General features: G+C 67.4%; 12 protein-coding genes. 8 read left to right on the forward strand and 4 right to left on the reverse strand.

All coding sequences use genetic code 11. The annotated features are described in order from the left end of the window. Positions 1 to 33 precede the first annotated feature (33 nt). The 7 genes from MSZK_RS24335 (at position 34) to MSZK_RS24365 (ending at position 6832) form a co-directional block, all read left to right on the forward strand. The gene (locus MSZK_RS24335; protein WP_233211496.1) at positions 34 to 837 is read left to right on the forward strand and encodes an IclR family transcriptional regulator; all 804 of its coding nucleotides are present in this window, start codon (positions 34 to 36) and stop codon (positions 835 to 837) included. A gap of 39 nt (positions 838 to 876) precedes the next feature. Further along, entirely contained in the window at positions 877 to 2601 is a 1725-nt protein-coding gene (locus tag MSZK_RS24340) for a PEP-utilizing enzyme (RefSeq protein ID WP_099251103.1), read from the forward strand. Further along, positions 2598 to 3497 (forward strand): PEP/pyruvate-binding domain-containing protein, encoded by a 900-nt coding sequence (locus MSZK_RS24345; RefSeq protein ID WP_099251104.1) that lies wholly within the window; start codon positions 2598 to 2600, stop codon positions 3495 to 3497. Before MSZK_RS24340 ends, MSZK_RS24345 begins: the two co-directional genes overlap by 4 nt. Positions 3498 to 3571: 74 nt before the next feature. Continuing rightward, positions 3572 to 4402: a 2-keto-4-pentenoate hydratase gene (locus MSZK_RS24350; protein WP_099251105.1), complete on the forward strand. Its 831-nt coding sequence runs from the start codon at positions 3572 to 3574 to the stop codon at positions 4400 to 4402. Beyond that, entirely contained in the window at positions 4399 to 5184 is a 786-nt protein-coding gene (locus tag MSZK_RS24355; protein WP_099251106.1) for a 2-keto-4-pentenoate hydratase, read from the forward strand. The genes MSZK_RS24350 and MSZK_RS24355 overlap by 4 nt, the downstream gene beginning before the upstream one ends. Then, positions 5184 to 5387: a 2-hydroxymuconate tautomerase gene (locus MSZK_RS24360; protein WP_099251208.1), complete on the forward strand. Its 204-nt coding sequence runs from the start codon at positions 5184 to 5186 to the stop codon at positions 5385 to 5387. The genes MSZK_RS24355 and MSZK_RS24360 overlap by 1 nt, the downstream gene beginning before the upstream one ends. Then, positions 5384 to 6832, forward strand: a complete 1449-nt coding sequence (locus tag MSZK_RS24365; protein ID WP_099251107.1) for an aldehyde dehydrogenase — start codon at positions 5384 to 5386, stop codon at positions 6830 to 6832. The genes MSZK_RS24360 and MSZK_RS24365 overlap by 4 nt, the downstream gene beginning before the upstream one ends. Before the next feature lie 2 nt (positions 6833 to 6834). Here MSZK_RS24365 and MSZK_RS24370 read toward each other — a convergent pair whose 3' ends face one another. The 4 genes from MSZK_RS24370 to kstD form a co-directional block, all read right to left on the reverse strand. Beyond that, positions 6835 to 7833, reverse strand: coding sequence for a 2Fe-2S iron-sulfur cluster-binding protein (locus MSZK_RS24370; RefSeq protein WP_142390000.1), 999 nt, complete (start codon positions 7831 to 7833; stop codon positions 6835 to 6837). Between the two features lie 169 nt (positions 7834 to 8002). Beyond that, positions 8003 to 8638: a hypothetical protein gene (locus tag MSZK_RS24375; protein ID WP_099251109.1), complete on the reverse strand. Its 636-nt coding sequence runs from the start codon at positions 8636 to 8638 to the stop codon at positions 8003 to 8005. A 132-nt stretch (positions 8639 to 8770) separates the two neighbouring features. Continuing rightward, positions 8771 to 9631: a MaoC family dehydratase gene (locus tag MSZK_RS24380; RefSeq protein WP_099251110.1), complete on the reverse strand. Its 861-nt coding sequence runs from the start codon at positions 9629 to 9631 to the stop codon at positions 8771 to 8773. Position 9632: 1 nt separating this feature from the next. Next, the gene (gene kstD / locus MSZK_RS24385) at positions 9633 to 11315 is read right to left on the reverse strand and encodes a 3-oxosteroid 1-dehydrogenase (RefSeq protein ID WP_099251111.1); all 1683 of its coding nucleotides are present in this window, start codon (positions 11313 to 11315) and stop codon (positions 9633 to 9635) included. Between the two features lie 154 nt (positions 11316 to 11469). On the opposite strand from kstD, the gene MSZK_RS24390 reads away from it, so the two are divergent. Beyond that, on the forward strand, positions 11470 to 12255 hold the full coding sequence (locus MSZK_RS24390) for a 2-keto-4-pentenoate hydratase (protein ID WP_099251112.1): 786 nt from the start codon (positions 11470 to 11472) through the stop codon (positions 12253 to 12255). The last annotated feature ends 12 nt before the right edge of the window (positions 12256 to 12267 follow it).

Consider the following 12267-nt stretch of genomic DNA (forward strand, 5'->3'; position numbering starts at 1 on the left):
ACTTTGCACGCACACCACGCGACGGGAGCAGGTATGAGCGTTGCCGACCGAAGTCGGTCCGGACCGCCGGTGGCTCCCCGGCATCGTGACGATGCGCTGAAGTCGGTGGCCAACACGCTCGACGTCCTCGATTGCTTCATGAGCGACGACGAGCTGGGCGTCTCGGAAGTGGCCCGCAGCCTGGGTGTCGCCAAGAGCAGCGCCCACCGGATGCTGTCCACGCTGGCCGGCCGCGGATTCGTCGAGCAGAACCCCGATACCGGTCGCTACCGGCTGGGTCTGCACCTCTACGAACTCGGCCAGCTCTCGGTCAGCCGCAGCCGGCTGCGCCAGGCTGCGTTGCCGATCATGGAAGATCTGCGGCAGCGCACCGGCCACACCATCCACCTCGGAATCGCCGACGGCTGTGATGTGGTCCACCTGGAACGCCTGCAGTCCCGTGAAGGCCTGGACATCTTCGACACTCTGCCCGAGCGCCGCTTCCCCACGCACTGCTCGGCGACGGGCAAGGTGCTGGCGGCCTTCGACCCTGCGGTCGCCGAAGCACGTCGGCGCGCGTCCTTCCCCGCGATCACGCCGAACTCGGTTCGCAGCGTCGAAGAGTGGGATGCGACCCTGGCCAAGATCCGGCGGGCCGGTGTCGCCATCAACCGCGACGAGGTCGCCAGCGGGGCCATGTCGGTCGCCGCCCCGATCTATGACGGCGGCGGGCGGGCCCGGGCGGCGCTGTCGATCGTGGGCCGCACCGAGGTGATGGACCGCTGCGAGCAGCAGTTCACTCGGCTGGTCGTGGAGGCCGCACGCCGCCTGGGCCGGCTCGTGCCCTGGGGGAGCTAGGACCGCCTCGATGCCCGGCATCGCGGCGGTGTCAACGTCATGTTGAGCATCGAGGACTTCTTCACCGACGAGTGGTATCCCGGCTTCGCCCCGTCGTTCGGCCATTCGCCCTACATCGTCGAACCGTTCCGCAGCTTCACCGCAGCCGACAAGGACCGGTTCTGGTTTCTCGATTTTCACTGGGCACGTGGCCTGACGCCGCTCGGCATGATCTGGAACGAGGACGGTTACTCCTGGGGCACCCAGTGGGCGGCCGAGCAGATGCCGTTGCCGCAGGGCCGCGGTATGACCCAACGGATAGCGGGCACCCACACCTACGCGGCGGTCGTTCCGGTCCGCAACAAGCGGGAGATCGCCGCCAGGGACCGCCGGATGCGGGCCTATCTTCCGGGTTTTCTGGACCGATTCGACCTGATCTGGCGCCAGCGCCGTGCGGAGATCGAAATCGGCTGGCAGTCAATGGCTTCCCGCGACATAGCCGCACTCTCCGATGACGAACTGGCGATGATGCTCGTGGAGGCGCGGTGTTATTACCGGCGACTGTTCGAGATCCACTTCGAGATGATGTACCCGCTGCTGTCCAACTATCTCGGGTTCCGCGGTGTGTGCCGCGAACTGGGTTTCGACGCGGGCACCGTCGCCAAATTTCTCCAGGGCTACGAGACCAAGATCAGTGAAACTGACCGGGCGCTCTGGCAACTCGCCGCCGACGCGCGATCCGGTGGGCTGGACATGGTGTTTGCCGCGACGGCCCCGGACGGGCTGGCCGCCGCGCTCGACCGCGACGACGCCGGGCGGGCGTGGCTGGGTCGGCTGACCACATTCCTCGACGTGTACGGCGACCGCACCGCGGGCACCGCCGATGTCGCGCTGCCGAGCTGGAAGGAAGACCCGATCCCGGTCTTGGGTACCGTCGCGGAGTTCCTGCGCCAAGACCACCCGCACGATTTCGATGCCGCCCACGCCGCTGCGGTGCAGGAACGCGAGACTGCGATCGACGAGGCGCGTGGCCGACTGACCCGTCGCGAGCAACAGGTGTTCGACGCCGGCTTGATCTCGGTGCAGCACGCCAACTTCCCGTGGTGGCAGGACGACCACAACTACTACATCGATCTGCGCGCGTCGCTCCCGGTGCGCTGGGTGGCCCTCGAACTCGCCGAGCGGTTGGGCACCGACCGCTACGACGACACGATGTTCCTGTTCTGGCCCGAACTGCTCGACATCGCCGAACGCCAGCGCGGCTACTACGGGATGCAGAAGACCATCGAGGCGCGCCGGCAGTATTTCGACCACTGGCACGGCCGTCGCGCGGAGATGCCGAAGATGCTCGGCGCGGTGCCCGAAGCCATCGACGACCCGCTGCTGATCGAGATCTACGGACTGGATCGCGGCTATATGGAGGCGGTACGAGCCGAAGCGGCCGGCGTGCGGGTGACGACGCTGCACGGCATTCCGGCGGCGCAGGGGAGCGCACGCGGTCGGGCCAAGGTCATCCGTGAGGCGGGTGACCTGGACAAGCTCAGTACAGGCGACATTCTGGTCTGCGAATCAACTTCGGCCAGTTGGACATTGGCATTCAGCTGGATCGCGGGATGTGTCTGTGACAGCGGTGGCACCTTGTCGCACGCGGCGATCGTCGGTCGCGAGTATGGCGTGCCGACGGTGACCGCGTGCGGAGTGGCGACATCCACCATCCGAGACGGCGACGACATTCACGTCGACGGTGCGACAGGCACCGTCACGATCCTGAGGGGTGCGCAATGAGCACGGTCATCGACCTCGCGCAGGCCGACGCCGAGAATGCCGGTCCGAAGATGGGCAGGCTGGGGCAGCTTGTCCGGCACGGCTTCGACGTGCCCCCGGGATTCGTGGTGACGCCGTCCGGGTATGAGAGCAGCGCCGACGGAATGAGCCGGGACCTGGCCGCCGAGATCGCGACCGCCTACAAGCGGTTGTGCGCCGGGAGCGACAAGCCCGTCGTGGTGCGCAGCTCGGCCGTCGACGAGGACGGCACCAAGGCCAGCTTCGCCGGGATCTACGACAGCTTCCTCGGGGTGCGGGGCGCTGACCAGGTGGTGGCCGCGGTACAGGAATGCTGGTCGGGTCTGAACAGCGAACGGGCGGTGGCCTACCGGGAGCGTCTGGGGGCGAACCACCCGAGCCCGTCGATGGCCGTCGGGGTGATGCTGATGGTGCCCGCCCGGTGCTCGGGGGTCGCGTTCACCGTCGATCCCGTCACCGGTCGCGACGACCGGTTGGTCATCGAGGGCAGTTGGGGGTTCGGCGAGCCGGTGGTCCAGGGGGTGGTCATTCCAGACCGCATCGAAATCGCCGACGACGGAAGGGTTCTGCGCTATGAGACCGGCGACAAGAAGATCGCCCTGGTCTACAGCGAGGATCGGCGCATGCAACACGTCGAGTTGCCCGCCGACCGGGCGCTCACCGCGGCCCTGACCACCGACGAGGCGCTGGCTCTCGCCGAGCAGGTGCGCGCCGTCGCAGACCTGGCCGGCCGGCCGGTCGACTGTGAATGGGTGCTCGACGACGCCGCCCGGGTGTGGATCGTGCAGTGGCGTGCGGTCACGGCGCTGGCGGCCAGTGGGGCCGCGGTGTGGGATCCGGCCGAGTACGCCGCGCGCTACGCGTTCCGGTCCGCCTGAAGCCCGTCGCGTGAGCGTTCCGCGGCCCGGAACGCGCCTCCTGGATAGCCGCTGGGCTGCTTAGAGTCCGAGATGTGCAATACGCCGGAACCGGACTTGTCCCCGACACAGCCGAGGCCGTCGACACATCGGCCCGATCCCTGTTGCAGGCCTACCGAACCCGTCAGCCCGTCGCGCCGTTGGTGTCGGCTTACCCCGACCTGACCATCGACGACGCCTACCGAATCCAACTGGCCCAGGTCGATGTCTGGCTGGCCGACGGCCGCCGGGTGCTGGGCCGCAAGGTGGGTCTGACCAGCCCCGCCATGCAGGCCCAGATGAAGGTGGCGCAGCCGGATTTCGGGCACCTCATGGACGATATGTTCTTCGCCGAGCACACCCCGCTCCCCGCTGAGCGCTTTCTGCAGCCGCGCGCCGAACCAGAGGTGGCGTTTGTGCTCGGCCGCGATCTGGCCGGTCCCGGAGTCACGGTGGCGGACGCCGCGGCGGCGGTGGACTTCGTCCTGCCCGCGCTGGAGATCATCGATTCCCGCATCGCCGACTGGCAGATCGGGATCGTCGACACGATTGCCGACAACGCCTCCAGTGGCGGTGTGGTGCTGGGCAGCACGGCGCGCGGGCTCGGTGAGGTGGATGTGCGGCTGGGCGGGTGCGTGCTGCATCGAAACGGTGAGGTGGCCGGCACCGGCGCCGGTGGCGCCGTGCTTGGGTCCCCACTGAATTCGCTGGCGTGGCTTGCCAATACGCTCGGCGAGCACGGCGAGGTGCTGCCCGCCGGCCACGTGATCCTGCCCGGGTCGATCACCGCGTCCATCTCGTTCGCGCCGGGCGATGTCGTCACCGCGACCATGGCCGGGCTGGGCTCGGTGACCGCGGTCATCGCGCCACGAGGGGAGCAGCGATGACGGGGTGGTCGGTCGAGCGGGCCGCGACCGAATTGCTGGCGGCCGAGGACTGCCGGTTCGACCGTGACCCCATCACCGACGAGTGGCCTGACCTCGACGTCGCCACGGCCTACGCGGTCCAGGACGAGACGCTGCGCCGCCGGCAAGCACGAGGCGAGACGCTGATCGGGGTCAAACTCGGGTTGACCAGCCGGGCCAAGCAACGCCGGATGAACGTCGACTCGCCATTGGTCGCATGGCTGACCGACGCGATGGTGTTGCCTGCGGGAGAACCGGTTCCACAGCGCCTGCTGATCCATCCCCGGGTGGAGCCCGAGATCGTGTTCGTCATGAAGAGCCGGCTCGCGGGCCCCGGTGTGACAGCGGCACAGGCGTTGACTGCCGTGGAGGCCGTGTACGCCGGCGCCGAGGTCATCGACTCGCGCTACCGCGACTTCCGGTTCACCCTGACCGACGTGATCGCCGACAACGCCTCCTCCGGTGCCTTCGTGCTCGGACCGGTGGCGCGCGACCCGTACGATATCGACCTTGCTCTGGAGGCCGTACTCGTGGAGGTTGACGGCAAGGTCGTCGACTCGGCCACCGGCGCCGCGGTGCAGAATCACCCGGCCGAAGCGCTGGCCTTGGCCGCCAACGATCTTGGCCGTCGCGGCAAGGCGATCGAACCGGGCCAGCTCGTGCTCACCGGCGGCATGACCGACGCACTGCCCGCGGGTCCCGGCTCGCGCACGACGTTCCACTTCAGCACGCTGGGTTCGATCTTCATCTCCGGAGGACAGTGATGCCACTTGTTCAGGTGACCTTGGCCGCGGGCCGCAGCCCCGAACAACTTCGGACACTGATCAGCAAGATCACCGCCGCGGTGGCGGAGGCGGTCGACGCGCCGCCGCCGAACATCCGCGTCGTGCTCTATGAGGTTCCCAAGACCCATTGGGCGGCAGGCGATGTGACATTGCAGGAACGGGCGAATCAGGAGAAGCCATGACGGATCTGCCGTTCTTCGGCCATGTGATCGACGGCGTCGAATCGTCTCCGGACAGCGGGCAACGATTCGACTCGATCGATCCCTGGACTCGCCAGCCGTGGGCCCGGATCGCGTTGGGCGGGAGGCCCGAGGCTGATGCCGCGGTGCGCGCCGCGCGTCAGGCGTTCGACGAGGGACCCTGGCCCCGAATGGGTTTCACCGAGCGCGGCCGGCTCCTGAATCGCCTCGCTGATCTGCTGGATACGCACACCGACGAGCTGGCCTCGGCGGACTCCCGTGACATGGGCAAACCCATCACCCAAGCCCGCCACGACGTGGCGCGATCAGCGCTGAACTTCCGGTTCTTCGCCGACCACGCCAGGCTGTCCACCGGCGAGACGCTGCCGATGGACTCCGGCCACCACAGCTACACCCGCTTCGAGCCCGCCGGTGTGGTGTCGGCGATCGCGCCGTGGAACTTCCCGCTGATGCTGGAGACCTGGAAGATCGCTCCCGCCCTGGCGTGGGGCAACACCGTCGTCCTCAAACCGGCCGAGGACACCCCGGCGTCCGCGACCATCATGGCGCGACTGGCGCTGGAGGCGGGCCTGCCACCCGGCGTGCTCAACGTCGTGCACGGGTATGGTCCGGACTCGGCTGGGCAGGCCCTGACCGAGAACCCGGACGTAAACCGCATCACGTTCACCGGAGAATCGGGGACCGGGCGCATCATCGCCAAAGCCGCTGCCGCCAACCTGATCCCGATCAGCTTGGAACTCGGCGGCAAGGGTGCCAACATCGTCTTCGACGACGCGGACATCGACAACGCCGTGGCGTGGTCGGTCCAGGCGATTTTCCGCAACGCAGGCCAGGTGTGCCTGGCCGGTAGTCGGCTGTTCGTGCATCGCGACATCTACGATGCGTTCCTCGATCGTTATGTCGAGGCCGCCGAGAAGTTGGTGATCGGCGATCCTGCCGACGACCGCACCGAGTTCGGGCCGTTGGCATCAGAAGAGCACTACACCAAGGTGTCTCGCTATCTGGATCTGGTCGAGAGCGAAGGCGGCAAGATCCGCACCGGTGGCCGCGGCGAGGGGTGGGTGGTCAAGCCCACCGTGGTGACGGATCTGACCGACACCTCGCGGCTGGTGTGTGAAGAGATCTTCGGGCCCGTCGTTGCGGTCCTGCCGTTCGACTCCGAGCGCGAGGCGGTGGCCCGGGCCAACAACACCCGGTACGGCCTCAACGCGATGATCTTCACCGAGAACCTCAACCGGGCACACCGGGTGTCGGCGCAGCTGACGGCCGGAACCGTCTGGGTGAACTGCTTTTTCATTCGCGATCTGCGCGCCCCGTTCGGCGGGGTGGGTGACTCGGGCATCGGACGTGAAGGCGGCAACTTCAGCCGCGAGTTCTTCACCGAGCCCAAGGCCGTGGTCATGCAGATCGCTGCCGACAGCGACTAGGGCTATCCGAAGCTGTCGTAGCGGATTCGGTTGAGCTGTATTCCGGCCGCGGTCAGCTGCGCGGTCACTGAGTTGGTCATCACAGGCGGCCCGGCGATGTAGAACTCGGCCTCGGCCAGGTCGGGCAGCCTGGGTTCCAGGGCATGGGTGACCAGTCCTTCCACCCCGTTCCACCCGGCGTGAGCCGTCGTCAAGGCTCCGACCAACTCGGCGTCCGGCAGCTGCTCGATCAGAACTGCGAGATCCTGCCAGCACACCAGCTCATCGTGGATGTTGGCGCCGTAGACAACCCGCACCGGCCGGTCCGCACCGGCTGCGGCCAGACCGCGCAGCATTCCGAGGATGGGTGCGATACCGGTGCCCCCGGCCACCAGGCACACCGGGTGGTCACCATCGCGAATCCACATGTCACCGTACGGCATTTCGAGGTAGATGCCCGATCCTCGGGCCAGCGCGGAGACCGCTTCGCTGCCCTCGTGACCGGCATAGCGCTTCATGACGAACTCGACCTCGGTGGACCCGGGTCGGTTCGACATGGAGTAGCAGCGGCGCAGCCCGTCGCCGAGTTCGAGGACGGCGTGCTGACCTTCGTGGAAGGACGCGGGTGAATCAAGGGTGAAGACCAGGCGGAAGATGGCGGGCCCGATCTCCCGGCGTTCGGTGAGCACCGCCGGATACCGCTGCGTGGCCAGTCCGTCGCGGGCCGCGGCCTCGACCCAGGTCGGTTTCACCACCAAGTCCGACTTCGCTGTGCTCTGACAGGCCAGGATGCGGTTGCGGCGGGCGTCGCGCGGACTGATCGCGGGTGCGCCGGTGAACAGCGTCTGGGCCTCACCGTCGACGAGCGTCATCTTGCAGGTGCCGCAACTGCCCCAGCCACATTCGAACGGAATCCACACCCCGGCGCGCAGCGCTGCACCCAGGATCCGTTCGCCCTCGACCACCTCGAAACACGTGTCCGTGCCCGCGATGGCGACGTGGTGCACTGCCTCGTGTGCCATCGCGATCCCTTCCGCCTCGACCAGAAGAACTGTGGCAAGGCGCTGCGGGCGGGCGGGCGATCGTTCCGCGCCACGGAACGCCGAGTGGCCGTGGCGCACCGACAGTAACGCCACGGTGGGAAAATCCGCGATCTCGCGCCGTGGCGTTACTGTCGCGCGAAGCCTGAACTCAGGTCAGGTTGTTCTTGACCTGGGTGTCCTGCATCGTGGCGATGGCCAGGGCGGTGTCGTTTTGCACCGGGTCGTTCGGCTCGCTGGAGAACTCGACGTTCACCAGCGCCTTGCCCTGGGTGAAGTACACCTCGGTGATCGCCTTCGTGCCATCCGGCGACTTGCCGGCGGCGATGATGCCGTTGCCGCCGTCACCGACTTCGGCGGGTTGCGGGGCGGCGTCAACTTCCTTGGGCAGCTCTGCCTTGGCCGAGTCCAGCGCCTTGAGCGCCCCGGCGGCGTCCTCGCTCACGACGATGGCGAAGACGATCGTCTCGTTCTTGCCGGGGTTGGTCATCGTCTGGACGACGCCGTTCAGACCGTTCGGATTGATGGTGGGTTCGCTCGCGACGAAGCTCGGGTCGATGTCCGAAGCCTTGAGGAGCAGTTTGCTGTAGTCACCGGCTGGGGCGGCGGTCGCTTCGGCACTCGTGGTCTCCGAAGCGGTTTCCGACGAGGTCGCTGCCGCCGAGGACGCCGAGGACGAGGAGGACGACGACGACTCTTTTTCGTCGCTGCTGCAGCCGACCGCGGCGGTGCCCATCAGCAATGCGACACCGATCAAGCCGACCGTAGAGGCCTGCGCGATGTTCATGTGGTTTCCTTCCGTAGCGGCATGAAAGTTTGCCTCGCCTAAGTTCCTACAGTGGCGAGGACCACATGCGCGACGTTATGGAAAAACTCGACGTCCACCGCGCATCGCTTCGTGGCCTGGTCGGCCGGGGGTTCAGACCGGGATCAGCTCCACATCGGAGAGCACCACGGCGTCGTCGCGGCTCGGCGCGGTGACCACGCCGACGTAGCGGCCGTCGTCCTTCCACACATTGACCTTGATGGTCTCGCCGGGGTAGACGACGCCGGCGAAGCGGGCGCCGTAGGTCTGCACGGCCGACACGTCGGCGTCCAGCAGGGTGTCCACCAGCGCCTTGCACGTCATCCCGTACGTGCACAGGCCGTGCAGGATGGGCTTCGGAAAGCCCGCCGCCGCAGCGAATTCGGGATCGGAGTGCAGCGGATTGCGGTCACCGCACAGCCGGTACAGCAGCGCCTGCTGGGGCAGCACCGGCACCGAGATCTCGTAGTCCGGTGCGCGATCCGGGGCGGCCACCGAGGTCGACGGGCCGCGCTCACCGCCGAAGCCGCCTTCGCCGCGGGCGAAGATCGACCGCTTGGTGGTCCACAACAGGTTGCCGTCGGGATCGGTCACCGTCGACTCGCTGACGATGACCGCCGCCTTGCCCTTGTCCCAGATCTCGGTAAATCGCTGGACTGAGCGCGCGGTGCCGCTGGGCGGCAGCGGGGCCGGCACCGTCACTGCTTCGCTGGCGTGCAGGACCTTGCTCAGTTCGATCTCGATGCCGGGGAACTTCACTTCGGGGGGCTCGGTCATATGGAAACTGGCCGCCACGTTGCCGAAGGTGGGCAGCACCTGCGGGGTGCGGTCGACGAGATAACGCAGCTCCTTGGCGTCCATCGGATCCGCGCCTGCGCCCAGCCCCAGGTGATAGAGCTGCACATCGCTACTCGTCCAGGAGAACTCGACGGGTTCCAGCTCGGCACCGAGCGCGACGGACAGATCGATCGGCATGTCAGCCCTTCCCTGCAATGTGGAGCGCCGCCAGATACCCGAACGCCATCGCGGGGCCGATGGTGCCGCCGGGGCCGGGATAAGTGTGACCCATCACCGGCGCGCTGACGTTACCGGCCGCGTACAGGCCCTCGATCACCGAGCCGTCGTCACGCAGCGCCCGGCCGTGGACATCGGTGCGGACGCCGCCCTTGGTCCCCAGGTCACCCGGAACCATCTTCGCGGCGTAGAACGGCCCGTTCTTGATCTCGCCGAGGTTGGGGTTGGGCTTGTTGGTGGGATCGCCGTAGTAGCGGTCGTAGGCGCTCTCGCCGCGGTGGAAGTCCTCATCCTTGCCCGAGCGGGCGAAGCCGTTGAACCGCTCGACGGTCGCCAGGAAGGCATCGGCCGGCAGTCCGGTGACCTTGGCCAGCTCGTCGAGGGTGTCGGCCTTGACGATGACACCCGATTCCATCCACTTCTTCGGAATCCGTTGTCCGGGCTGCAATCCCGCGAAGATGTAGCGGTCGCGGTACTGCTGGTCGAACACCAGCCACGCAGGCACATTCTCGCCGGGTCCGGGCCCCTGGCCGTACTGGCCGCCGTACATGTGATGGCAGGCCTCGACGTAGGGCATCGATTCGTTCATGAACCGCTTGCCCGCCAGGTTGACGATGATCGAGCCGGGGGAGTTGCGCTCCGACAGCGCGAACCACGGAGCGCCGACCAGCGGGACGGTCGGCCCCCACCAGGCGTCCTCCATCAGATCCAGTGCCGCGCCGAGTTTCTCGGCCGCCACGATCCCGTCGCCGGTGTTGGCCGCCGCGCCCACCGTCCATTCGGTGGTGATCGGAGCGCGCTGGTACTTCACCCGCATCTGCTCGTTGTGCTCGAAGCCGCCGCTGCCCAGGATGACGCCACGGCGGGCGCGGATCAGTTGCGGGTCAGCGGCTTCCGGGCCGGTCGTATCCCGCACATAGATCCCGCGCACGACGCCGTCCTCGACGTAGAGGTCGGTCAGCGCGGTGTTGAGCAGTACCGGAACACCGGCCTGTTGCAGGCCGATGCGCAGGGGAGCGATCAACGCGCGGCCCATGCCCACCAGGTTCTTGCCGCGGGCGTTGGCCCATACGGTGCGGGCGCCGACCTTCAGGCTGCGCAGCACCCCGCGGGGATGGCGCTTCAGCTGGTTGAGCCGCATGTAATCCTGCTGCATGACAACGACATTGAGCGGCACCTTGCCGTAGGCGGGCTCCAGGAACTTCTCGTCGGGGCCCAGCTTCTTGGCGTCGAACGGCTTGGGTTCCACCGAGCGCCCACCGGCTCTGCCGCCCGGTGCCTCGGGGTAGTAGTCGGAGTAGCCGGGCACCCAGCACAGCTTCAGCGGCGTGTGCTTGAGCACGAACGACAGCATTTCCGGGCCGCGCTCGAGGTAGGTGTCGATGCGCTCCGGCTCGACCACGTCACCGATGATCGTGTGCAGATAGGTCCGAGCGGCCTGGGCGGTGTCGGTCACCCCGTCGCGCTTGAGGATCTCGTTGTTGGGGATCCACACACCGCCACCCGAGCGGGCGGTCGAGCCGCCGAAGTGTGCGGCCTTCTCGACGACGACTGCCGATAATCCCTGGTGAGCGGCGGTCAGTGCGGCGACCATGCCGGCAGCACCACTTCCGACGACGACGACGTCGAACTCCTGAGCTGTCATACTAGAACACGTTATAGAATTGCCCCGTCCGGGCGCTACTGACCCCTCCTTTCCGGTCAGCGGAACGCTTACCCCGCCGGCCTCCGGACAGCACTAGAATTGCCCGCACCGGGCGCCGTTCGCCCCGGTCACACCGACGATGGGACTCCCGGGAATGTTGAGCGTTTCGACGCGCGACGAACTTGCCGCCGACCTTGCCGAAGCGGAGCGCACGCGCGTCCCCATGACGCCGCTGACCGCGAATCACCCCGATATCGACGTGGTCGACGCCTACGAGATCCAGCTCATCAACATCCGGCAGCGGATCGCCGAAGGCGCCCGGGTGGTCGGCCACAAGGTGGGCCTGTCGTCGGAAGCCATGCAGAAGATGATGGGTGTCGACGAGCCCGATTACGGTCACCTGCTGGCCGATATGGAGGTGTTCGAGGACAAGCCGGTGCCCGCGGGGCGCTACCTGTTCCCGCGGGTCGAGGTCGAGGTCGGGTTCATCCTCGCCGACGACCTGCCCGGTGCGGGCTGCACCGAGGACGACGTGTTGGCCGCCACGGCGGCCTTCGCCCCGGCGATCGAACTCATCGACACCCGGATCACGGACTGGAAGATCGCGCTGTGCGACACCATCGCCGACAATGCGTCGTCGGCGGGCTACGTGCTGGGCAAGGAGCGGGTGTCGCCCAAGGACGTGGATATCAAAGCCATCGACGCGGTGCTCACCCGCAACGGCGAGGTGGTTGCCGAGGGCCGCAGCGATGCCGTGCTGGGCAATCCGGTCACCGCGGTCGCCTGGCTGGCCCGCAAGGTGGAGAGCTTCGGTGTACGGCTGAAGGCCGGCGACATCGTGCTTCCGGGGTCGTGCACCCGGGCCATCGACGCCCGCCCCGGAGACCACTTCGTCGCCGACTTCGCCGGGCTGGGTTCAGTCCGGTTGTCATTCGAATAAGAGGAGCACCTC

Origin of the sequence: Mycobacterium sp. shizuoka-1, assembly GCF_002723835.1 — a bacterium.
Lineage (GTDB): Bacteria > Actinomycetota > Actinomycetes > Mycobacteriales > Mycobacteriaceae > Mycobacterium.